21 protein-coding genes are annotated in these 21,587 nt (G+C 63.1%); 11 read left to right on the top strand and 10 right to left on the bottom strand.

Annotated elements, in window-relative coordinates; genetic code table 11:
- Positions 1-247: 247 nt before the first annotated feature.
- The 8 genes from HHL21_RS09000 to rng all read left to right on the top strand — a co-directional run bounded on the left by HHL21_RS09000 (position 248) and on the right by rng (position 7,324).
- On the top strand, positions 248-973 hold the full coding sequence (locus HHL21_RS09000; protein ID WP_169464914.1) for a YebC/PmpR family DNA-binding transcriptional regulator: 726 nt from the start codon (positions 248-250) through the stop codon (positions 971-973).
- 6 nt (positions 974-979) lie between these two features.
- The gene (gene purD, locus HHL21_RS08995) at positions 980-2,248 is read left to right on the top strand and encodes a phosphoribosylamine--glycine ligase (protein WP_169464913.1); all 1,269 of its coding nucleotides are present in this window, start codon (positions 980-982) and stop codon (positions 2,246-2,248) included.
- 129 nt (positions 2,249-2,377) lie between these two features.
- Positions 2,378-3,289, top strand: coding sequence for an oxygen-dependent coproporphyrinogen oxidase (gene hemF, locus HHL21_RS08990; protein WP_169464912.1), 912 nt, complete (start codon positions 2,378-2,380; stop codon positions 3,287-3,289).
- Positions 3,286-3,936: a nicotinate-nucleotide adenylyltransferase gene (locus tag HHL21_RS08985; RefSeq protein ID WP_169464911.1), complete on the top strand. Its 651-nt coding sequence runs from the start codon at positions 3,286-3,288 to the stop codon at positions 3,934-3,936. The genes hemF and HHL21_RS08985 overlap by 4 nt, the downstream gene beginning before the upstream one ends.
- Entirely contained in the window at positions 3,936-4,616 is a 681-nt protein-coding gene (gene rsfS / locus HHL21_RS08980) for a ribosome silencing factor (RefSeq protein ID WP_169464910.1), read from the top strand. The genes HHL21_RS08985 and rsfS overlap by 1 nt, the downstream gene beginning before the upstream one ends.
- A 6-nt stretch (positions 4,617-4,622) precedes the next feature.
- Positions 4,623-5,093, top strand: a complete 471-nt coding sequence (rlmH, locus tag HHL21_RS08975) for a 23S rRNA (pseudouridine(1915)-N(3))-methyltransferase RlmH (RefSeq protein WP_169464909.1) — start codon at positions 4,623-4,625, stop codon at positions 5,091-5,093.
- 19 nt (positions 5,094-5,112) lie between these two features.
- The gene (locus HHL21_RS08970) at positions 5,113-5,733 is read left to right on the top strand and encodes a Maf family protein (RefSeq protein ID WP_169464908.1); all 621 of its coding nucleotides are present in this window, start codon (positions 5,113-5,115) and stop codon (positions 5,731-5,733) included.
- 127 nt (positions 5,734-5,860) lie between these two features.
- On the top strand, positions 5,861-7,324 hold the full coding sequence (gene rng, locus HHL21_RS08965; protein ID WP_169464907.1) for a ribonuclease G: 1,464 nt from the start codon (positions 5,861-5,863) through the stop codon (positions 7,322-7,324).
- On the opposite strand, the gene HHL21_RS08960 is transcribed toward rng, so the two are convergent.
- Positions 7,311-8,627, bottom strand: coding sequence for an ATP-binding protein (locus tag HHL21_RS08960; RefSeq protein ID WP_169464906.1), 1,317 nt, complete (start codon positions 8,625-8,627; stop codon positions 7,311-7,313). The two genes, rng and HHL21_RS08960, sit on opposite strands and share 14 nt — an antisense overlap.
- A 126-nt stretch (positions 8,628-8,753) precedes the next feature.
- Positions 8,754-9,275 (bottom strand): hypothetical protein, encoded by a 522-nt coding sequence (locus tag HHL21_RS08955; RefSeq protein WP_169464905.1) that lies wholly within the window; start codon positions 9,273-9,275, stop codon positions 8,754-8,756.
- Between the two features lie 140 nt (positions 9,276-9,415).
- Between HHL21_RS08955 and HHL21_RS08950 the strand changes: the two genes are divergently transcribed.
- Positions 9,416-10,069 carry a ribonuclease T2 family protein gene (locus HHL21_RS08950; RefSeq protein ID WP_169464904.1) on the top strand — a complete coding sequence of 218 codons (654 nt, stop codon included), beginning with the start codon at positions 9,416-9,418 and terminating at the stop codon, positions 10,067-10,069.
- Positions 10,070-10,113: 44 nt separating this feature from the next.
- The gene (locus tag HHL21_RS08945; RefSeq protein WP_169464903.1) at positions 10,114-10,800 is read left to right on the top strand and encodes a type 1 glutamine amidotransferase domain-containing protein; all 687 of its coding nucleotides are present in this window, start codon (positions 10,114-10,116) and stop codon (positions 10,798-10,800) included.
- Positions 10,801-10,803: 3 nt separating this feature from the next.
- On the opposite strand, the gene HHL21_RS08940 is transcribed toward HHL21_RS08945, so the two are convergent.
- The 7 genes from HHL21_RS08940 to HHL21_RS08910 form a co-directional block, all read right to left on the bottom strand.
- Positions 10,804-11,601, bottom strand: a complete 798-nt coding sequence (locus tag HHL21_RS08940; RefSeq protein WP_169464902.1) for an ABC transporter substrate-binding protein — start codon at positions 11,599-11,601, stop codon at positions 10,804-10,806.
- Between the two features lie 49 nt (positions 11,602-11,650).
- Positions 11,651-12,343: an energy-coupling factor ABC transporter ATP-binding protein gene (locus tag HHL21_RS08935; protein ID WP_169464901.1), complete on the bottom strand. Its 693-nt coding sequence runs from the start codon at positions 12,341-12,343 to the stop codon at positions 11,651-11,653.
- On the bottom strand, positions 12,340-13,047 hold the full coding sequence (locus HHL21_RS08930; RefSeq protein WP_169464900.1) for an ABC transporter permease: 708 nt from the start codon (positions 13,045-13,047) through the stop codon (positions 12,340-12,342). Before HHL21_RS08930 ends, HHL21_RS08935 begins: the two co-directional genes overlap by 4 nt.
- Entirely contained in the window at positions 13,047-13,907 is an 861-nt protein-coding gene (locus tag HHL21_RS08925; protein WP_169464899.1) for a formate dehydrogenase accessory sulfurtransferase FdhD, read from the bottom strand. The genes HHL21_RS08930 and HHL21_RS08925 overlap by 1 nt, the downstream gene beginning before the upstream one ends.
- The gene (fdhF, locus tag HHL21_RS08920; RefSeq protein ID WP_169464898.1) at positions 13,904-16,696 is read right to left on the bottom strand and encodes a formate dehydrogenase subunit alpha; all 2,793 of its coding nucleotides are present in this window, start codon (positions 16,694-16,696) and stop codon (positions 13,904-13,906) included. Before fdhF ends, HHL21_RS08925 begins: the two co-directional genes overlap by 4 nt.
- Positions 16,693-18,393, bottom strand: coding sequence for an NAD(P)H-dependent oxidoreductase subunit E (locus tag HHL21_RS08915; RefSeq protein WP_169464897.1), 1,701 nt, complete (start codon positions 18,391-18,393; stop codon positions 16,693-16,695). Before HHL21_RS08915 ends, fdhF begins: the two co-directional genes overlap by 4 nt.
- A gap of 72 nt (positions 18,394-18,465) precedes the next feature.
- Positions 18,466-20,109 carry an OFA family MFS transporter gene (locus tag HHL21_RS08910; RefSeq protein WP_169464896.1) on the bottom strand — a complete coding sequence of 548 codons (1,644 nt, stop codon included), beginning with the start codon at positions 20,107-20,109 and terminating at the stop codon, positions 18,466-18,468.
- A gap of 124 nt (positions 20,110-20,233) precedes the next feature.
- On the opposite strand from HHL21_RS08910, the gene HHL21_RS08905 reads away from it, so the two are divergent.
- Positions 20,234-21,316: a substrate-binding domain-containing protein gene (locus HHL21_RS08905; RefSeq protein ID WP_169464895.1), complete on the top strand. Its 1,083-nt coding sequence runs from the start codon at positions 20,234-20,236 to the stop codon at positions 21,314-21,316.
- Here the strand turns inward: HHL21_RS08905 and HHL21_RS08900 are convergent.
- Positions 21,313-21,549, bottom strand: a complete 237-nt coding sequence (locus tag HHL21_RS08900; protein WP_169464894.1) for a hypothetical protein — start codon at positions 21,547-21,549, stop codon at positions 21,313-21,315. The two genes, HHL21_RS08905 and HHL21_RS08900, sit on opposite strands and share 4 nt — an antisense overlap.
- Positions 21,550-21,587: the final 38 nt, after the last annotated feature.

Genomic DNA, 21,587 nt, shown 5'->3' with positions numbered 1-21,587 from the left:
CCAAGCCCGCTGGCGGCCAAACATTCTCCCGCTGCAATTCGGGGTCCGTCCCCGGGGACAGACCCTAATTGCCAAAATCGGAGACATATCCGATTTCGATATGCACCAGGATCGGGGTCCGCGTGACCCGGTCCGTCCCCGGGGTCTGTCCCCGGGGTCCGTCCCCGGGGACGGACCCCGATTTTGGGAAGTGTCGCTATGGTAAAATGTCGGCCACTCTGCATACCGTCTCTAAGGAATATCCGACATGGCTGGACACAGCAAATGGGCCAACATCAAGCATAAGAAAGCCGCTACCGATGCGAAGCGCGGCAAGATCTGGACGCGCCTGATCAAGGAGATCACCGTCGCGGCCCGCATGGGTGGTGCCGATATCGCCGCCAACCCGCGCCTGCGCCTGGCCGTGGATAAGGCTGCCGATGCGAATATGCCGAAGGAGAATGTAACCCGCGCAATCCAGCGTGGTTCGGGCGGCCTCGAAGGCGCCAACTACGAGGAGGTCCGCTACGAGGGCTACGGCATCGGCGGCGCGGCGATCATCGTCGATTGCATGACCGATAACCGCGTGCGTACCGTGGCTGAAGTGCGTAACGCCTTCAACAAAAACGGCGGCAACATGGGCAACGAGGGCTCGGTGGCCTTCATGTTCAAACATTGCGGCCAGTTCCTGTTCGCTCCCGGCGTGAACGAGGACAAGCTGATGGAAGCGGCCCTCGAAGCAGGCGCCGAAGACGTGGTGGCCGACGATGAAGGCGGCTTCGAAGTGCTGTGCGGCCCGCACGACTTCGCAGGCGTGAAGGATGCGCTCGAGGCGGCCGGCTTCAAGGCCGAAGTCGCCGAGATCATCATGAAGCCGGCCACCGAAACCGAATTTACCGGCGACGACGCAGCGAAGATGCAAAAGCTGCTGGACGCGCTCGAAAACCTGGACGACGTCCAGGATGTCTACACCAACGCCGTCATCGAAGAGTAAGCACCTATGAAAATCCTGGTAGTCGGCTCTGGCGGCCGCGAACACGCCCTGGCCTGGAAACTGGCCCAATCAGAACGCATCCAGATGGTCTACGTCGCCCCTGGTAACGGCGGCACCGCGCGCGATGTCCGGCTGATCAATGTCGAGATCACCGATCCGGCCCAGCTGGCCGATTTCGTCGAGTCCGAAAACATCGCCCTGACCGTGGTCGGCCCGGAAGCGCCGCTCGCGGCGGGTATCGTCAACCTGTTCCGCGCGCGCGGCCTGAAGGTCTTCGGCCCGACCAAAGAAGCGGCGCAGCTGGAAAGCTCGAAGGACTTCGCCAAGGCGTTCATGCAGCGCCACGGCATCCCGACCGCCACCTACCAGACCTTCTCGGACGCCGCCCCGGCGCACGCTTACATCGATGCGAACGGCGCGCCGATCGTGATCAAAGCCGACGGCCTGGCCGCCGGCAAAGGCGTGGTGGTGGCGATGTCGCTGGAAGAAGCGCATGCCGCGGTCGATACCATGCTGCTCGATAACCGCCTCGGCGACGCCGGCGCGCGCGTCGTGATCGAAGAGTTTTTGGCCGGCGAGGAAGCCAGCTTCATCGTCATGTGCGATGGTAAAAACATCCTGCCGCTGGCGACCAGCCAGGACCACAAGCGCCTCAAGGACAACGACGAAGGCCCGAACACCGGCGGCATGGGCGCGTACTCGCCCGCCGCGATCGTCACGCCTGCGATGCACGCGCGCGTGATGCGCGAGATTATCGACCCAACCATCAACGGCATGGCCAAGGACGGCATTCCGTTCACCGGCTTCCTGTATGCGGGCCTGATGATCGACGCGGCCGGCAATCCCAAGACGCTGGAATTCAACTGCCGCATGGGCGACCCGGAGACGCAGCCGATCATGGCGCGCCTGAAGAGCGACCTGGTGACGGTGATGGAGCACGCGGTCAACGGCACGCTCGACACAGTGGAGCTGGACTGGGATCGCCGCACGGCGGTCGGCGTGGTGATGGCGGCCGGCGGTTATCCGGACGATCCGAAGAAGGGTGATGTGATCGACGGGATCCCGGCCGAGACGGCGGAGTGTGTCACCTTCCACGCCGGGACGAAGCTGGTCGATGGCCAGCTGCTGACCAACGGCGGACGCGTGCTGTGCGTGGTGGGACTGGGCGACAGCGTGCGGATGGCGCAGAAGCAGGCGTATGAAACGGTCGACAAGGTCCACTTCAACGACGCGCAGTTCCGCCGCGATATCGGCTGGCGCGGCTTGAAGCACTAGGGTTTGCGTAGGGCGGATAAGCGTGGAGCGCGCATCCGCCCTCCAACGGCCCTTCCCTCCCACATACCATAGAACACCCGGACAGTGTACAATCTGTCCTCACTTTTTTATTCCCCGATCAAGATCCCGATGTCTTCCCCCTCCCCTGCGGCTGTCAAAGCCTGGCTTATCGACCTTCAGTCGCGCATCGTGAATGCGCTTGAAGACGTCGACGGCAAGCAGTTCCTGCGCGATGAGTGGACTCGCCCGGAAGGCGGCGGCGGCGTGTCGCGCCTGGTCGAGGAAGGCAATGTCTTTGAACGCGGCGGCGTCAATTTCTCGCACGTGACCGGCGCCAACCTGCCGCCGTCGGCAATGGCCAGCCGCCCGGAACTGGCGGGCCGCGCGTGGGAAGCGATGGGCGCGTCGCTGGTGCTCCATCCGCGCAATCCGTATGCGCCGACGGTGCACATGAACGTGCGCTTTTTCACCACCACCGCCGAAGGCCAGGAGCCGGTGTGGTGGTTCGGCGGCGGCATGGACCTGACTCCGTACTACGGCTTCAAGGAAGACGCGCGCTACTTCCACCAGACCTGCCTTGACGCGCTTGCGCCTTTCGGCGAAGACCTCTACCCGCGCTTCAAGGCCTGGTGCGACGATTACTTCTACCTGAAGCACCGCAAGGAGCCGCGCGGCGTCGGCGGTATCTTCTTCGACGACTTCAATTCGGCCGGCGCCGAACAAAGCTTCGCGATGACGCAAAGCGTCGGCGACAGCTTCATCAACGCCTACCTGCCGATCCTGAATCGCCGCAAGGACATGGAATACGGCGAGCGCGAACGCGACTTCCAGGCTTACCGGCGCGGCCGCTATGTCGAATTCAACCTGGTGTTCGACCGCGGCACCCACTTCGGCCTGCAGTCGGGCGGACGGACCGAGGCGATCCTGATGTCGATGCCTCCGATCGTGAAATGGCGCTACGACTGGAAGCCGGAAGCCGGCACTGTCGAAGCGAAGCTGTACACCGACTTCCTCGTTCACCGCGACTGGCTGGCTACGTGACATTCTGCGTCGCACTGCTGGGAGGCAGTTTCGACCCCGTCCATCATGGTCACGTGGCGCTGGCCACTTTGTTTGCCAACCTGCTGAACCCTGACCAGCTACGCGTTGTCCCGGCGGGTAGCCCGTGGCAGAAGAGCGGCTTGAAGACCAGCGCCGAAGACCGCATGGCGATGCTGGGACTGGCCTTCGGCGAAGCCGGGCTGCCGGTGGCGTTCGACCTGCAGGAGGTCGAGCGCACCGCGCCGACCTATACCATCGACACGCTGCGCAATGTGCGCGCCGAACTCGGACCCGATGCCTCGATCGTGTTCCTGATGGGCGCGGACCAGTTGCAGCAACTGGACAGCTGGCGCGATTGGCGCCAGCTGTTCGACTACGCCCACATCGGCGTGGGCGCGCGGCCCGGTTTCGACCTGGCCAATGCCGCCCTGCCCGCCGCGGTGGCCGAGGAACTTGAAAAGCGCCGGAGCGGCATCGAGCAGCTCCGCTCTGCGCCGTCAGGCAAGGTGTACCTGGCGGAAGCGCTGGCGGTCGATATATCCGCCACTCAGATACGAACCGCATTACAACGGGGCGAGATGCCAAACTCGCTTATCTCCCCGGTAGTGCTAGACTATATTCAACAACATAAATTATACAAAAGATAATGGATATCAAAAAACTGCAAGCGATCGTCGTGGACGCTCTTGAAGACATCAAGGGCCAGGACATCACAGTGTTCGACACCACCCACCTTACCAGCCTGTTCGACCGCATCGCCGTCGTCTCGGGTACCTCCAACCGCCAGACCAAGGCGCTCGCCGCATCGGTACGCGACAAGGTCAAGGAAGCCGGCGGCGACATCATCGGCGTCGAGGGTGAAGATACCGGCGAATGGGTGCTGGTCGATTTGGGCGACATGATCGTCCACATCATGCAAGCGCCGATCCGCCAATACTATCGCCTCGAAGAGATCTGGGGCGACAAGCCAGTCAAGCTGGGCGCCGCCAAGCGCAAGTCGACCACCGAAGCGGCCGAAGCTGTGCCGAAGACTCGCTCGAAGCACCTCGCATCGACCCAGGAAGCCCCTGAAGTCAAGCCGGTCCGCGAACGCAAGGCGCCTGCCAAGAAGGCAGTTGCAACCGCAGACAAGCCGAAGAGGGCCGCAGCCAAGAAGGCCGCCGCTCCAGCCGGCAAGGTCGTGAAGGTCGCACCGAGCAAGACCGAAGCGGCTGCCGTCAAGGCGCTGAAGGCATTGCCGAAGAAGGCAGCAGCGCCAAAAGCGCCAGCTGACGCAGCTCCGGTCAAGAAGGTCATCAAGCGCGCCGTCAAGAAAGCAGCAGAGTAAGCGCCGATGCAGCTGATTATCGCTGCGGTTGGCCACAAGATGCCGGCGTGGATTGAGACCGGCTTTTCCGAGTACACGAAGCGCATGCCTCCCGAGCTGCGCATCGTGCTCAAGGAAGTCAAGCCGGTCGACCGCTCCGGCAGCAAGACAGCGGCCACCGCCATGGCGCTCGAACGCGAGCGCATCGAAGCGGTCCTTCCCAAAAACGTGCGCATCATCGCCCTCGACGAGCGCGGCAAGGACCTGACCAGCGTCGGCTTGTCGCAGCAGCTCGAAACCTGGCAGCAGGACGGGCGCGACACCGCCTTCCTGATCGGCGGGGCCGACGGCCTCGATCCGGCCCTCAAAGCACGTGCCGAAATGCTAATACGAATTTCCAGCATGACACTCCCGCACGGGATTGTGCGTGTTATGCTTGCCGAGCAATTGTATAGGGCGTGGTCGATCACGCAGAATCACCCCTATCATCGCGTTTGAGTAACTGCTGGAAGATTCGATGAGACCGCACGAGAGAAAAATATATCTAGCTTCTAAAAGCCCGCGCAGACGGGAACTGCTCCGGCAAATCGGCGTGGAGTTCGAACTGCTCATGCTACGTAATGACACGGTTCGCGGACCTGATGTGACCGAAGAAGTTTACGACGATGAATCGCCAGCCGATTACGTCGCGCGCGTCGCCAACGAAAAAGCCGCATTCGCGTGGAACATGGTGCACCAGCGGCGCATGAAGGTTCGCCCCGTGCTTGCTGCCGACACCACCGTGACCGTCGATGGTGAAATCCTCGGCAAGCCTGCATCGCACGATGAGGCGATCGCCATGCTTGAAAAACTGTCCGGCCGCACCCACCAGGTTCTGACGTCGGTGGCGGTGCATTACACCGACCTCGCCGAGCAGTTCACGCAGGTGTCCGACGTCCGCTTCGCCAAGCTCAGTCTCGCTTCGATCAAGGCCTATTGCGCCACCAGCGAGCCGTATGACAAGGCCGGCGGCTACGGTATCCAGGGCCTCGCGGCGCTGTTTGTCGAGCATATCGAAGGCAGCCACTCGGGCATCATGGGCCTGCCGCTTTACGAGACGGCGAACCTGCTGCGCAAAGCGGGCATTCCGCTGGCTTAAACAATTGGTGTTCGGCGGATGCGCGCTTGCGCGCATCCGCCATGCACATCACTCCCCTGCGGCCAACACCCCGGCCCTCCCCGCGCCCGTGTATCATCATGCTTTCCCCAGCTGCCGCTTGCGCCCCATGAACGAAGACATCCTGATTAACATCACCCCGCAAGAGACGCGCGTCGCGCTGATCCTGCAAGGAGCCGTACAGGAACTGCATATCGAGCGCACGCTCACGCGCGGCCTGGCTGGCAATGTCTACTCAGGCAAAGTGGTGCGCGTCCTGCCCGGCATGCAGTCGGCCTTCATCGACATCGGCCTCGAACGCGCGGCCTTCCTGCACGTCGCCGACATCTGGGAAGCGCGCAGCCACGAAGGCGCCAACGTCGCTCCTACCCCGATTGAAAAGATCCTGTTCGACGGCCAGGTGCTGACCGTGCAGGTCATCAAAGACCCGATCGGCACCAAGGGCGCGCGCCTGTCCACACAGGTCTCGATCGCCGGCCGCATGCTGGTGTACCTGCCGCAGGACTGCCACATCGGCATCTCGCAAAAGATCGAAAAGGAATCCGACCGCGAGCTGCTGCGCACGCGCCTGCAAAGCCTTCTGCCGCCAGAAGAAAAAGGCGGCTACATCGTGCGCACGATGGCGGAAGAGGCGCCCGACGCCGACCTCGCCGCCGACGTCGACTACCTGCGCAAGACCTGGGCGGCCATCGTGCATGGCGCACGCACGCGCCCTGCTACCAGCCTGCTGTACCAGGACCTGAACCTCGCCCAGCGCGTGATGCGCGACTTCGTGCACGACGAGACGGCCTCGATCCAGGTCGACTCGCGCGAGAACCACGTCAAGCTGGTCGAATTCGCCCAGGCATACACGCCAAGCGTGCTGTCGCGCCTCCAGCACTACACCGGCGAGCGGCCGCTGTTCGACCTGTATGGCGTCGAGGAAGAGATCCTGCGCGCGCTGGGCCGCCGCGTGGACCTGAAGTCCGGCGGCTACCTGATCGTCGACCAGACCGAGGCGATGACCACCATCGACGTGAACACCGGCGGCTTCGTCGGCGGCCGCAATTTCGCGGACACGATCTTCAAGACCAACCTCGAAGCGGCGCACGCGATCGCGCGCCAGCTTCGCCTGCGTAACCTGGGCGGCATCATCATCCTGGACTTCATCGACATGGAGAACAACGAGCACCGTAACGCGGTGCTGGCGGAGCTGAAGAAGGCGCTGGCGCGCGACCGCACCAAGGTGTCGGTATCGGGCTTCTCGGCGCTTGGCCTGGTGGAGATGACGAGGAAGCGCACGCGCGAGTCGTTGGCGCATATCCTGTGCGAGCCGTGCCCCGCATGTTCGGGCAAGGGCCAGGTGAAAACCAGCCGTACGATCTGCTACGAGATCCTGCGCGAGCTGCTGCGCGAAGCGAAGCAATTCAACCCGCGCGAATTCCGCATCCTCGCGTCGCAGGAAGTGGTCGACCTGTTCCTCGAAGAAGAGTCGCAGCACCTGGCGATGCTGGGCGACTTCATCGGAAAGCGCATTTCGCTGCAGGTCGAGACCAGCTATCACCAGGAACAGTACGACGTCATCCTGATGTAGACCCAACCTCGGGCTGCGTCACAGGCAGCCGTACCGTGAAGGTGGTGCCAACACCGACCTTTGAATCGACCTCGATCCGCCCGCCATGCTTGTTGACGATGCTGTACGACAGCGACAGGCCCAGCCCGGTGCCGCTGCCGACCGGCTTGGTGGTGAAAAATGGTTCGAAGATGCGGTTCAGGTTTTCCGCCGGGATGCCGCAGCCGTTATCGCTGATCGCCACCCATACCCAGCCGTTCCCCGCGCCCGTGCGAATCGTGATCAGCCCATTGACGGTGATCGCATGCGCGGCGTTGACGAGCAGGTTCATGAAGACCTGGTTCAGCTGCGACGCCATGCACGTTACCTCGGGCAGCTGGCCGTAGTGCTTCTCGACGGTCGCCTTGTACTTGATCTCGTTTGCGACGATATTGAGCGTGCTGTCGATGCCGTGGTGAAGGTCGGCCGGCTGCCAGTCGCTCTCGCCGACATGCGAAAAATCCTTAAGCGCCTGGACGATATCCTTCACGCGCTTGAGCCCGTCCATCGATTCGCGGATCAGGTCGGCGGTGTCTTCCTTCAGGTAGTCCAGTTCGGAGTTCTTGCGGATCTCGGCCAGCCGCCGCGCAACGGATGAACCGGGCGCAGCGCCGGAGACGGCCTCATCGTATCCTTCGATCACGCAGAACAGCGTCGCGAGATAATTTTTCAGCGTGCCCATGTTCGAGTTGACGAAGCCAACCGGATTGTTGATCTCGTGCGCGATCCCCGCGGCAAGCTGGCCGATCGAGGCCATCTTCTCAGACTGGAGCAATTGATCATGGGCGTCACGCAGGCGCGCGATCAGGCGCACCTGTTCCTCGCCCTGCGCCTGCAGCGCAAGTTCCATCTGGATGTGTTCCGAGATATTGGTCATGGAACCAATCACTTCCAGCGGCACGCCGTTCTCGTCGCGGATCAGCCGAAGCTTGTCATGCATCCACAAATAGTCACCGTTTGCGGCGCGGAACCGGTACTCGTAAGTGCGCTCTCCCTCGACGAACAGCTGGGCGAGGCTGGAAAAAATTTCGGAAGCATCTTCAGGATGCAAATGGTCGAACCAGAAGTTCGGGTCATCGGTCATCTCCTCCGGGCGATATCCAAGCACGTTGACCACGTTGTTGCTGACGAAGGTCATCTTGAAATCGCCGCTGGCTACCGAGCTGTAGATGATTGCCGGAGTGTTGTCGAGCAGGTATTGAAGGCGAACGAGTGGCGCCGCCGCCTGGGGCGGCGCTGACGGACCTTCGGAAAAGGAATCGAATTCTTCGAATTGAATGGACATGCTGGAGTTCGGCGCAAAGGGTGCCCGAGTCCATTATGGCGGGGATTCCGGTCCGACGCTGCATTGTTGCCACTGTTCAACGCAATGTGTCACATTCGCGACGGCGGAGCGGAAGCGCCGAGACCGTTACGCTGCAGCCGCGCGCCCTGCTTTTGAACCGGACTGGGCAAGATCGATCCCCAGCGCGGCTTTGCGCAGGCGGCAATTACGCAGCAAGTGGCCGAAGGACGCGCGCGTGTCGTACATCAGTTGATAATGATAATAGTTGATATGTTCGAGCACGGCGCCAGCGAGCAAGCCAACCGACCACCCAATATCAGCCTCCGACACGGAATTCCGATCGGCCAGAAGCAGGACAAGCAGCATAGTCCCGATTGCGATCACGTTCGACCATTTAAAGCTGCGGAACACCATATCAAAGTACGCCGGTAGTGGTGTTTGATCTTCGAGCGAACGCAGTTTGAGATGCCAGTACAGTGTGCCTTGCACCAGAATATAGGCCAGCATCGCCAGCGCGGCGATGCGCAAACTCCAGGCGATGTCACCGCCCGTGTTCAACCATCCCCAGACGATTACGGCCGGTAGCACAATAGCTGAGAAGGCCTCGCGGCTCCGCAGATACTTCATCCTGGTAGATAATGTTTTCATGGGAAAGGCGTCCTGTCCATTTGGCGTAAAGATTGCCACTATACCATCACCCTCCCGGCCCGAAGATGGTCGCTGAGGAGGCATGTAGAATGCGCACATCGCGGCTTGATGCCGCCATCAAAAATCCTTCCTGGACACACATGCACGTAATCAAAATCCTTTTGGTCGTGGTCACGGCCGCCCTTGGCTTTAACGCTGAGGCGAGGCGTCCTTCTGACGCCCCGGGTCAATTCGATTACTACGCCGTGGCGCTCAGTTGGTCGCCGTCGTACTGCGCCACCCGCAACGATCCAGACCAGTGCGCGATTGGCCGCCGCCTGGGCTTCGTCCTGCATGGCCTGTGGCCCCAGCACGAGCGTGGCTACCCGGAAAACTGTTCGACGGAGAAACTGCCGCGCCACGTGAAGGACAAGTACAGCTCGCTGTTCCCGTCGGAACGGCTGGCGGAGCATGAGTGGAAGAAGCACGGCAGCTGTTCGGGCCTCGATCCGGCCGGCTACTTTGTCTTGTCGGGAAAGCTGAAGAGCCAGGTTGCGATTCCGCCCGCCTTCCAGCAGCCTTCGTCACCGGTGCGTGTCAGCTACGGCGAATTCGTCCAGGCGTTCAAGCGCGCGAACCCGAAACTGCAACAGTATTCGGTACTGCCGTTCTGTGCCGCCGGCGGACGCTTCCTGCGCGAAGTCCACGTGTGCTACAACAAGCGCGGCGAATCGCGTAGTTGCAGCGAGGGACAAATCAAGCGTTCGTACAGCAGCTGCCGCCAAGAAAGCTTCGTGCTTCAAAACGTGCGCTGACCAATTCGGGGTAAGCTCTCCGTACGAAAACACGGGAGGGCAACATGAACATCCTGATGGTGCTGACGTCGCACGACAAGCTCGGCGATACTGGAAAGAAAACCGGTTTCTGGCTGGAAGAATTCGCCGCGCCGTATTACGTTTTCAAGGATGCGGGCGCGAAGATCACGCTCGCTTCGCCCAAGGGCGGCCAGCCGCCGCTCGATCCGAAAAGCGACGAACCGGACGCGCAGACCGAGGCAACCAAACGCTTCAAGTCCGACCCGGATGCACAAAAGGTGCTGGCGAACACGGTCCAGCTGAAGGACATCTCCGACGAGGATTACGACGCGGTGTTCTATCCGGGTGGCCACGGCCCCTTGTGGGACCTCGCCACCGATGAACACTCAATCCAGCTTATCGAGAATATGTACGCGCAGGGAAAGGTAGTCGCAGCCGTGTGCCACGCGCTCGCCGCGCTGCTGAACGCGACCGCCCCCGACGAAGGGCCGCTGGTACGCCACCGGCGCGTCACGGGTTTTACCAACAGCGAAGAGGAAGCGGTGCAGCTGACCACCATCGTGCCCTTCCTTTTGGAAGACGCGCTGCTCGAGAACGAAGCGCGCTACAGCAAGGGGCCGGACTGGAAACCGTATGTGGTCACCGAGGGAAGCCTTGTGACGGGGCAGAACCCGGCTTCGTCCGCGCCCGCCGCCGAGGAAGTCCTGCGATTGCTGGGGGCGCGGCGCTAACGATTAACGCGCTAACGGAAAGAACAACTGCTGCCCTGCAGGCCGGAACGAGGCGATCTTCTGCTGCCCTTCCGGCGATGTGATCCAGTCGATCAGCAGCTTTGCGCCCTTGTTGTTCACGCCCGGATGGCGCACCGGGTTCACCGCAATGATCCCGTACGGGTTGTACATTTTACTGTCGCCCTCGACCAGCACGGCCAGGCCGGTCTTTGCCTTGTAGGCGCCGTAGGTTGCGCGGTCGGTCAGGGTATAGGCCTGCAGTTCGGCGGCCATCGTCAGCACTTCGCCCATGCCGAGGCCAGCGGAGATGTAGGCGCCTGGTGCTGGCTGGGCGCCGGCCAGCTTCCAGTATGATTTTTCCATCACGTCGGTGCCCGAGTTGTCGCCGCGCGAGATGAACTTCGCGCCGCTCGATGCGATCTTTTTGAACGACGCGATGACGTCCTTGTTGCCCCTCACGCCGGCCGGATCGGCCACCGGCCCGGCCACGATAAAGTCGTTGTACATGACGTCGCGGCGATCGACGCCGTGGCCATCGGCCACGAACTTGTCTTCGGCCGCGCGTGCGTGGACCAGGGTCACGTCGACGTCGCCGTTCTTTGCCAGTTCGAGCGCCTTGCCCGTGCCTACCGAGATGACGTGGACCTTGGTGTTGGTCTTCGCTTCGAATGCCGGTAGCAGATGGGCCAGCAGGCCGGAGCTTTCGGTGCTGGTGGTGGTGGAGAGGCGGATGACTTGCTGGGCTTGAGCCGTTGACGCAATCGCGAGCACTGCAAATGTGATCAGGGTTCGAAAGTTCATATTAGTTATCTCCAGATCCGTCATTCCCGCGGAAGCGGGAATGACGTTGTTAGGTTACGAGAGCGATTGCCGGGCCATCGCGGTCAGCGTCGCGCCGTTCAAGCTTCCCATCACGCAGCTTCAGGCGCCCGACTCCAGGCAGCCCAATCAAATCACGGTCATGGCAGGCCATCACCACGCACGTGCCCTCCCTGACCAACTGCGGTATCAACGCCAGCACTTGTTCGCGCGCGGCGCCGTCCAGGTTTGCCGTCGGTTCGTCCAGCAGCAGCAATTTCGGTTCAAGCACTTTGGCCCGCGCCAGCGCGATGCGCTGCTTCTCGCCGCCCGACAGGCGCGATGGGTCGCTGTCGCGCAGGTGCGCCACGCCGGCCCATTCCATCGCTTCGTCCACCTGCTGCGCCACCTTCGCCTTCGGCATGCCGCGCACAGTCAGTCCATAGCCAATATTCGCAGCGACGCTGGTTGAAAACATCACAGGGTGCTGGTGAACGTAAACCACCGCGGCGCGCATCGCTGCCGGATACGGTGACAGCGTCGTGGCCTGGCCTGCGAACGTCACGCCCTCCGCCTCAGCGCCCTCGAGTCCCGCCAGTATCCGCAGGAGTGTGCTCTTGCCCGCACCGTTCACGCCGGTCAGCACGTAGGCGTGGCCAGCCTTGAGCGAGAACCGTTCGATGTCGAACTGCGGGCGGTCGCCAAAGGATTTGCGCAGGCGCGCGATGCGGATCAGGGCGCTCATGCCCTGCCCCTCGCCGCATGGGCATCGCCCTGCAGCAGCATCAGTGCGCCGTTCATCAGCAGCGCGATCGCGACCAGCACGATGCCAAGCGCGATCCCTTGCGCGAACTCGCCCTTGCTGGTTTCGAGCGCGATGGCGGTGGTGATCGTGCGCGTTTCGCCAGCGATGTTCCCGCCTACCATGAGCGCGCAGCCGACCTCCGAGATCACGCGCCCGAAGCCGCTGATCACGGCCGCCATCACGCCGAAGCGGACTTCATGCAGCACCGTCGTCATCACGCGCCACGGCGAGGCGCCATGCGCGATCGCAGTCTCGGCGAAACGCGGGTCGGCCGCCTGCACCGCGGCCAGCGTGAAGGCGACCAGCACCGGCATCGCGATGATGAACTGTCCGAAGATGATGCCGGGCTGGGTGAACAGCCAGTGCAGCGCGCCCCACGGCCCGTGGCGCGACAGCAGCAGGTACAGCAGCAGTCCAATCAGCACCGTCGGCAGCGACAGGGCCGCCTGCGCAAGCCAGATCGCGATGCGCCGGCCGGGAAAACGATAGCTGGCGATCGCATACCCGAGCAGCACCGCAACGGGCGTCGCCAGCAGCAGCCCGATGACGCTGGTCTTGAGGGACACCCAGATGATCTGCCACAGCGTCGCATCGCCCGACACGAGCAGTCCGAAGGCGGCAGCGGTTGCGTCGGCGAGGGACATCAGGCGATGCGGGGCGCTACTTCGAGCAGCTGCGGCTCGAAATCGATCTTGTCATGCCCCGTCAATAAGAGGAAGTGCTTGCCGGTGCAGCGCGCCAGCAAGGTCATGCCGACCTTACCGGCCACCATGTGGCCCATCTGCGTGGTGCCGGAGCGCGAGAGCAGGAAGGGTATCCCCATCTGCGCGCCCTTGATCACCATTTCGGAAGTCAGGCGGCCGGTCGTGTAGAACACCTTGTCGCCGCCGTCCATCTGCTCGAGCCACATCTTGCCGGCGATGGCGTCCACCGCGTTGTGGCGGCCGACGTCTTCGACGAAGTACAGCAGCTCGCCGTCCTTCGAGAACAGCGCGCAGCCGTGCACCGAGCCAGCCTGTTTGTAGATCGACTGCTGCGTGCGGATCGTTTCGACGATCCGGTAGATGGTCGACTGGCGCAGGCGCGCATCCGGCGGCAGAGAGATCTGTTCGATGTCGTCCATCAGGCCGCCGAACACCGAGCCCTGGCCGCAGCCGGTCGTCACCACTTTTTTGGACGTGCGTTCTTCGACGTTGGCGATGCCGTGGCGTGTGACGACCGCCACCGCGTCGACCGACCAGTCGACCTGCACCGAGACGATGTCCTCGATGGATTTGACGAGGCGCTGGTTGCGCAGGTAGCCGAGGGTCAGCGCTTCCGGCGCGCCGCCCAGGGTCATCAGGGTCACCAGTTCGCGCTTGTCGACATACACGGTCAGCGGCCGCTCGGCCGGAATCGCGATCACCGAACGGCGGCCGCGCTCATCCACAACCTCGACGTCATGCGTGAGGCTGGCAGCGGCTTCCGACAGCTGCGGCCTGTACCGGAATGGCGAATTTGTCATGCTGGCGATTGTGCCATGTCTTCCAGTATCTGTCCTCCACCGTACGAACCTTGCTCTTCGACCGTGCCGCCCAAGGCGACACGGATGGCGCAATATTTGAACTCGGGGATCTTGCCGTACGGATCCAAGGCGGCATTGGTCAGCTTGTTGATCGCCGCCTCGTAGTAGCAGAACGGGACGAAGATCGCACCGCGCGGCGAGCTGTCGTCGGCGCGCGCGTATAAGGTGACCGTGCCGCGGCGCGATTCGATGGTGATCACGTCGCCCGGCTTGCCGCCCATCGCGGACAGGTCGAGCGGATGGACCAGCGCCACAGGATCCGGCTCGATCGCGTCGAGCACCGTGGCGCGGCGGGTCATGCTGCCGGTATGCCAGTGTTCGAGCTGGCGGCCGGTGATCAGCACCATCGGGTACTCGGCGTCAGGACGCTCGTTGGCCGGGATGATATCGGCCGGCACGAAGCGCGCGCGGCCAGACTCGCGCGGGAAGGTTTCGGTGAACACCACTGACTGGCCAGGGTCGCCCTCCACCGCGCACGGATAGGTGACCGCGTGTTCGCGCTCCAGGCGCTCCCACGTGATGCCGCCGATGCTAGGCATCGTGTGGCGCATCTCGTCGAATACTTCCGACACGTGGCCGTACTGCCAGTCGAGGCCAAGCTTGTGCGCCATCTGCTGGATGATCCACAGGTCCTGCTTCGCGTCGCCCGGCGGATTGATCGCCTGGCGGCCGATCTGCACGAGGCGGTCGGTGTTGGTGAAGCTGCCGGTTTTTTCCGGGAAGGCGGAAGCTGGCAGGATCACGTCGGCGAGGTAGCAGGTCTCGGTCAGGAAGATGTCCTGCACGACCAGGTGGTCAAGCGCGGCGAGCGATTCGCGCGCATGGTTGGCGTCGGGGTCGGACATCGCCGGGTTCTCGCCCATGATGTACATGCCGCGTACTTCCCTGCGCAGGATCGCGTCCATGATCTCGACCACGGTCAGGCCCGGCTTGTCGTCCAGCTTCATGCCCCATGCCTTTTCGAACTTGGCATGCGCGGCAGGATTATCGACGCGCTGATAGTCTGGGAACATCATCGGGATCAGGCCCGCGTCGGATGCGCCCTGCACGTTGTTCTGGCCGCGCAGCGGATGCAGGCCGGTGCCTGGACGGCCGATCTGGCCGGTCATCAGCGCCAGCGCGATCAGGCAGCGCGCGTTGTCGGTGCCGTGGATGTGCTGCGAAATGCCCATGCCCCACAGGATCATCGATGCCTTCGAGGTCGCGTACAGGCGCGCCACGTAGCGGATGGTGTCGGCGTCGATGCCGCAGATCGGCGCCATCAGCTCCGGGCTGTACCCGGCGACGTTCTGTTCCAGCTCGGCGTAGCCGATCGTGCGGCTGGAGATGAAGTCGGCGTCGACCAGGCCTTCGCTGACGATCACATGCATCATCGCGTTGAGCAGCGCGACGTCGGTGTCAGGCTTGAACTGCAGGTAGCGGTGGGCGCTGCGCGCAAGGTCGGATTTGCGCGGGTCGCACACGACCAGCTTGGTGCCGTGCTTGATCGCGTTCTTGATCCAGGTTGCCGCCACCGGGTGGTTCACGGTCGGGTTGGCGCCGATCACGATAACCACATCGGCGAGCGTCACGTCCATGACCGGGTTCGATACCGCGCCCGATCCAATCCCTTCCAGCAGCGCCGCGACCGACGATGCGTGGCACAGGCGCGTGCAGTGGTCGACGTTGTTGCTGCCGAAACCGGTGCGCACAAGCTTCTGGAACAGGTAGGCTTCTTCGTTGCTGCCCTTGGCCGAGCCAAAGCCGGCCAGCGAGCGCTTGCCGAAGGTATCGCGGATCCGCGCCAGCTTGCCGCCGGCGACTTCCAGCGCTTCTTCCCAGGTGGCCTCGCGGAACACGTCCATCACGCGGTCCGGGTCCATCTTGAAGTCGCCGGTCTTCGGCATGCCTTCGCGGCGAATCAGCGGCTTGGTCAGTCGGTGCGGGTGGTGCGCGTAGTCGAAACCGTAGCGCCCCTTGACGCACAGGCGGCCGTGGTTGGCCGGGCCGTCGCGTCCTTCGACGTACAAAATCTTGTTGTCCTTGACGTTGTACGTCAGCTGGCAGCCGACGCCGCAATACGGGCAGACCGAATCGACCTTCTTGTCCGGGACCGACAGCGCGGCCTCGCGCGCCGGCATCAGGGCTCCGGTCGGGCAGGCCTGTACGCATTCGCCGCAGGCGACGCAGGTGGAATTGCCCATCGGGTCATCCATGTCGAACACGATCTTGCTCGACTCGCCGCGGAAGGCAAAGCCGATCACGTCGTTGACCTGCTCGTCGCGGCAGGCGCGTACGCAGCGGGTGCACTGGATGCAGGCGTCGAGGTTGACGGTGATCGCGGCGTGCGAGGCGTCGCGCGCCACCTGGGCGCGCGCGGCGAAGCGCGGACGGCCCAGCGCCATCTTGCCGGCCCAGAAATCGAGCTCGTTATGGCGCGTGTATTCCCTCTCCGGCATGTCGGACATCAGCAGTTCGAGCACCATCTTCTGGGCCGCGACTGCGCGCTTGCTGTCGGTGCTGACCTTCATGCCCGGCGTCGGGAAGCGGCAGCACGACGGCGCGAGCACGCGCTCGCCGTCGATTTCGACCATGCAGGAACGGCAGTTGCCGACTTCTTCCATGCCCGGCTTGTAGCACAGGCGCGGAATCTCGATGCCTTCGCGGTCGGCCACTGCAATCAGCGTCTCGTTGGCAAAGGCCTCGACCTCGCGGCCGTTGATTTCGAACTTGAGGGCGGTCACGTTCATTTGGTCAGCTCATGTGGGAAGTATTGGACGACACAGTCGAACGGATTCGGCGCGGCCTGGCCGAGGCCACAGATCGACGCGTCACGCATCACGCGGGACAGTTCATCGAGCAGGGTGACGTTCCAGACCGGCTGCTCCATCAGGTCGAGTGCCTTGGCGGTGCCGACGCGGCACGGCGTGCACTGGCCGCAGGACTCGTGCTTGAAGAACTTCATGGTGTTCACAGCTGCCTTGGTGGCGGTGTCGCGGTCCGACAGGATGACCACGGCAGCCGAGCCAATGAAGCAGCCGTACTGCTGCAGCGTGTCGAAGTCGAGCGGGATGTTGTTCATCGACGCGGGCAAGATGCCGCCCGATGCGCCGCCCGGCAGGTAGCCGTAGAACTGCTGGCCGTCCAGCATGCCGCCGCAGTATTCGTCGATCAGCTCCTGGATAGTGATGCCGGCCGGCGCCAGCTTGACGCCCGGTTCCTTGACCCGCCCCGACACCGAGAACGAACGCAGGCCCTTGCGGCCGTTGCGGCCATGGCTGCCGAACCAGTCGGCGCCCTTTTCCAGGATGTCGCGCACCCAGTGCAGGGTTTCAAAGTTGTGTTCCAGCGTAGGCATGCCGAACAGGCCGACCTGCGCCACGTACGGCGGACGCAGGCGCGGCATGCCGCGCTTGCCTTCGATCGATTCGATCATCGCGGATTCTTCGCCGCAGATGTAGGCGCCGGCGCCACGGCGCAGCACCAGCTTCGGCATTCCCGGCACAGGCGGATCTGCGCGCAGCTTTTCCAGTTCGGCTTCGAGCATCGCGCGGCAGCCGTGGTATTCGTCGCGCAGGTAAATGAAGATGGTCTCGACGTCGACCGCCCAGCCGGCGATCAGCGCGCCTTCGATAAAGCGGTGCGGATCGCGCTCGAGGTAGAAGCGGTCCTTGAAGGTGCCCGGTTCGCCTTCGTCGATGTTCACGGCCATCAGGCGCGGTGCGGGCTCGCTGCGCACAATGCGCCATTTGCGGCCGGCGGGGAAGCCTGCGCCGCCAAGGCCGCGCAGGCCCGAGCTTTCCATCGTGGCGATGACGGATTCGATGTCATGCACGCCTGCGACGCAGTCGCGCAGCAGCGCGTAGCCGCCGCTGGCGCGATACGCCGCGTAGTCGACAAATCCGGTTGGTACGTGTTTCGTTTCGCCTGCGGTGACCTTGGCGGCGATTTCTTCAGCGGTCGCAAATGGCACCGGATGCTGGCCAACCAGCGCCGCGGGCGCCTGCTCGCAGCGGCCGATGCACGGGCTCGGTACGATGCGCACATCGCGGCCAAGGATGCTTGGCAACTTGTTGATCAAATCGCGCGCGCCGGCCATCTCGCACGAGAGGCCGTCGCAGACGCGCACCGTCAGGGCGGCGGGAGCATCTTCGCCTTCCTTGACGACGTCAAAGTGGTGGTAAAAGGTAGCCACCTCATACACCTCGGTCTGGGCCAGGCGCATTTCCTGCGCAAGCGCGGCCAGGTGCGGCGCCGACAGGCAGCCGTAGCGGTCCTGGATTTTATGCAGGTGCTCGATCAGCAGGTCGGCCTGGCGCGATTCGTCGCCAAGCAGCGCCTGCACTTCGGCCAGCGCCTGCGGTTCGACGCGGCGCCCTTTCGGGGCCTGGCGCTTGCGCTCACGGCTGGCGCCCTGCACTGCGATCGGGATGATGGGGTGGTTCATGATTTAATCCTGGGTAGTTCAACAAGCGCGGGAACGGCTCGTGGCCGCCCCCGCGCGATTTCGATTACTCAATTACTTGAAAAGCACCGACGCCTTCTGCAGCGTGATCCATATGCCGAGCATCAGCGGGATGCCGACTGCTGCCCAGGCGAACGTCGTAACGACAGGGTTGCTGCCGACTCCAACGCTACCGCCGCTGTCGACACGCGGGCCGGTGGCCGCGGTGACTTCGCGTTCCTGGGCCAGCCTCTTTTCGGCTTTCAGTTCGTCGTCGGTCATGAAGTGCTTGTTGTCCAGCGGACGGATCATCGCGTTAAGCAGCACGCCCAGCGCGACCAGGCCGGCCAGGACATACATCGTCACGTCGTAGGCTTGCGCCTTCGGCACGCCGTTGGCGATCTGGTACTCGCGGATGTAGTTGATCAGGATCGGACCAAGTACACCAGCCGCAGCCCAGGCGGTGAGCAGGCGGCCGTGGATTGCACCCACCATCTGCGTGCCAAACAGGTCAGCCAGGTAAGCCGGTACGGTCGCAAAGCCGCCGCCGTACATCGACAGGATAATGCAGATGAAGCCCACAAACAGTGCCAGCTGGCCGGTGTGCGCCATCGACGGAATCGATACGTACAGTATAAACCCGAGTATCAGGAAGATGAAGTAGGTTGCCTTGCGGCCGATGTAGTCGGAGCAGGACGCCCATGCGAAGCGGCCGCCGATGTTAAACAGCGACAGCAGGCCGGTGAAGCCGGCGGCAATCGCGGCGATCTGGCCCTTTTGCGTGGCGTCGAGGTCATTGAAGCCGAGGTCGACGCCGATCAGGCGGCCGCCGAAGACTTCCTGCAGCAGTGGCGACGCCATGCCCAGGATGCCGATACCGGCCGAGACGTTCAGGAACAGCACGCCCCAGATCAGCCAGAACTGCGGAATGCCCCATACGCGGCTGGCGTGCACGTGGCGCGCGGTGATCATCGTGTTGGCGGTAGGGGCCGGCGGAGTCCAGCCTTCAGGCTTCCAGCCGGTGGCAGGCACGCGGTAGGTCAGTGCGCCGGCCACCATGAACACGAAGTAGATCGCAGCCAGGGCCAGGAAGGTCTCCCAGACGCCTACCGAGGTCGGGGTCGCGAAGTAGGTCATCAGCATATTCGCCAGCGGTGCGCCGATCATCGCGCCGCCGCCGAAGCCCATGATGGCCATGCCGGTCGCCATGCCGCGGCGGTCCGGGAACCATTTGATCAGGGTCGATACGGGCGAAATGTAGCCGAGGCCGAGGCCGATACCGCCGATGACGCCGGAACCGAGCCACATCAGCCAGATCTGGTGGGTGTAGATGCCGAAGGCCGAAATCACCAGGCCGCCGCACCAGCACACTGCCGAGACCAGGCCGGCCTTGCGCGGGCCTGCGTGCTCGAGCCAGCCGCCGAACAGCCAGGCGGCCAAACCGAGGAAGACGAAGAACAAGGTGTACATCCAGCCCAGCATCGAGATCTTCCAGTCACAGGTGCTGGACATGATCTGCGCCATGAAACCCATATCCGCGGAACACGCCAGGGACTCGGTGATGCCGATCGCTTTCGACAGCGGCAGCCAGAATACGGAAAAACCGTAGGCCATGCCAATGCACAGGTGAATTGCCAGCGCTGCGGGCGGAACCAGCCAGCGGTTAAAGCCCGGACCCGCAATCGTGTGTTTCTTATCTAGAAAATCCAGAAAAGCCATTGTCTCGCTCCACTATTTTATTTGACCTCGAATATGCTCAAAAAAGCATATATCCTGTACAACTTTTATTGTTTGCGGAGCGTATCATGATGCAAATGGTTAAAAAATAGGCTATTTAAAGCATATGCTTAAAGTGAACATTCGTCCGCATTGGGAAATCAGCTTCGGTGCGCAGCCCGCCATGGATACGGCGGCGCTGCTCGGCTTATTGCTGGGCATCCAGGAAACCGGCTCGATCGCGCAGGCGGCCAAGGCCGCGAACCTGTCCTACCGCTACGCATGGGGCTTGCTGCGCGAAGCCGAAACGCTGTTCGGCGAAAGCCTGCTGGCGACGGGGCGCGGACGCGGCACCCAGCTCACGCCGCTGGCGCAAAAGCTGGTATGGGCGGACCGCCGCATCTCGGCGCGCCTGTCGCCGACGCTCGACAGCCTGGCATCGGAACTCGAAAGCGAGCTAGGGAAAATCACCGCCGAAAAGCTGCGCATGATTCGCATGGATGCGAGCCACGGCTTCGCGGTGGCGGCGCTGATGGTCCACCTGAACAAGGTTGAGCTGCCGGTTGAACTCCGCTACCGCAACAGCACCGACGCGGTCGCGGCCCTGTCGCGGCGCGAGTGCGACCTGGCCGGATTCCATGTGCCGACCGGCGAATTCGAGCAGGAGATGCTGGACGTGTACATGCGCTGGCTCGATCCGGAGCAGCACTGCCTGATCCACGTGGCGGTACGCGACCAGGGCCTGTTTGTCGCGCCGCGGAATCCGCTTGGGATCAACGGCATCGCGGATTTGGCGCGCGCCGATGTGCGATTCGTCAACCGCCAGAACGGGTCCGGCACGCGCACCTTGCTGTCGCTGATGCTCAACGCGGCCGGGGTCTCGTGCAAGAGCATCACGGGATTTCACAATGCCGAGTTCACGCATTCGGCGGTGGCGGCGTATATCGCCAGCGGCATGGCCGATGTCGGCGTCGGCGTGCGCACCGCGGCGCAGCGGTTCAATCTCGGCTTCATTCCGCTGGTGCGCGAGCGCTACTTCTTCGCGCTGTCCAAGGCGGCGCTGCAGGAGCCGCTGATGCAGCAGTTGATCGCGGTTTTACAGCTGCCGGAGTACCACAAGGCGGTGGACAAGCTGACCGGCTATGACGCCGCGGACACTGGCAGGATCTTCTCGCTCGACGAGGCGTTCGGGCCGCGCCGCGACGCTTAGCGGCGGCGCTTTTTCCAGTCGTAGTCGGGTCCGGTGACATCGACGCCGGGGTGGCCGACCGAGTCCGGGTGTTCGGACGACATGGTGATGAAACAGACGCCCTCGCCCGCGCGCTGGCGCTTGCGCAGGCCTTCCATGAAGGTCATGGCCGGGATCATTTCGGAGGTATCGAAAGCCTGCGAGTGAGGCGTGTCAGCGCCGTCTTCGAGAATCGTCCAGTACACCATGTACATCGTCCTGCTCCGTTGGTTGGGAGGGATTTATCGTACAA

This window comes from Massilia polaris (assembly GCF_012927275.1).
In the GTDB taxonomy this organism is placed as follows: domain Bacteria; phylum Pseudomonadota; class Gammaproteobacteria; order Burkholderiales; family Burkholderiaceae_D; genus Telluria_A; species Telluria_A polaris.
Note: the sequence above shows the minus strand (reverse complement) of the source record. Positions and strands in the feature narration are given on the sequence as shown.

Coding starts and splice junctions, on each gene's coding strand:
- HHL21_RS09000 (WP_169464914.1), top strand. CDS start 248: ATGGCTGGACACAGCAAATGGGCCAACATCAAGCATAAGAAAGCCGCT.
- purD (WP_169464913.1), top strand. CDS start 980: ATGAAAATCCTGGTAGTCGGCTCTGGCGGCCGCGAACACGCCCTGGCC.
- hemF (WP_169464912.1), top strand. CDS start 2,378: ATGTCTTCCCCCTCCCCTGCGGCTGTCAAAGCCTGGCTTATCGACCTT.
- rsfS (WP_169464910.1), top strand. CDS start 3,936: ATGGATATCAAAAAACTGCAAGCGATCGTCGTGGACGCTCTTGAAGAC.
- rlmH (WP_169464909.1), top strand. CDS start 4,623: ATGCAGCTGATTATCGCTGCGGTTGGCCACAAGATGCCGGCGTGGATT.
- HHL21_RS08970 (WP_169464908.1), top strand. CDS start 5,113: ATGAGACCGCACGAGAGAAAAATATATCTAGCTTCTAAAAGCCCGCGC.
- rng (WP_169464907.1), top strand. CDS start 5,861: ATGAACGAAGACATCCTGATTAACATCACCCCGCAAGAGACGCGCGTC.
- HHL21_RS08960 (WP_169464906.1), bottom strand. CDS start 8,627: ATGTCCATTCAATTCGAAGAATTCGATTCCTTTTCCGAAGGTCCGTCA.
- HHL21_RS08955 (WP_169464905.1), bottom strand. CDS start 9,275: ATGAAAACATTATCTACCAGGATGAAGTATCTGCGGAGCCGCGAGGCC.
- HHL21_RS08950 (WP_169464904.1), top strand. CDS start 9,416: ATGCACGTAATCAAAATCCTTTTGGTCGTGGTCACGGCCGCCCTTGGC.
- HHL21_RS08945 (WP_169464903.1), top strand. CDS start 10,114: ATGAACATCCTGATGGTGCTGACGTCGCACGACAAGCTCGGCGATACT.
- HHL21_RS08940 (WP_169464902.1), bottom strand. CDS start 11,601: ATGAACTTTCGAACCCTGATCACATTTGCAGTGCTCGCGATTGCGTCA.
- HHL21_RS08935 (WP_169464901.1), bottom strand. CDS start 12,343: ATGAGCGCCCTGATCCGCATCGCGCGCCTGCGCAAATCCTTTGGCGAC.
- HHL21_RS08930 (WP_169464900.1), bottom strand. CDS start 13,047: ATGTCCCTCGCCGACGCAACCGCTGCCGCCTTCGGACTGCTCGTGTCG.
- HHL21_RS08925 (WP_169464899.1), bottom strand. CDS start 13,907: ATGACAAATTCGCCATTCCGGTACAGGCCGCAGCTGTCGGAAGCCGCT.
- fdhF (WP_169464898.1), bottom strand. CDS start 16,696: ATGAACGTGACCGCCCTCAAGTTCGAAATCAACGGCCGCGAGGTCGAG.
- HHL21_RS08915 (WP_169464897.1), bottom strand. CDS start 18,393: ATGAACCACCCCATCATCCCGATCGCAGTGCAGGGCGCCAGCCGTGAG.
- HHL21_RS08910 (WP_169464896.1), bottom strand. CDS start 20,109: ATGGCTTTTCTGGATTTTCTAGATAAGAAACACACGATTGCGGGTCCG.
- HHL21_RS08905 (WP_169464895.1), top strand. CDS start 20,234: ATGCTTAAAGTGAACATTCGTCCGCATTGGGAAATCAGCTTCGGTGCG.
- HHL21_RS08900 (WP_169464894.1), bottom strand. CDS start 21,549: ATGTACATGGTGTACTGGACGATTCTCGAAGACGGCGCTGACACGCCT.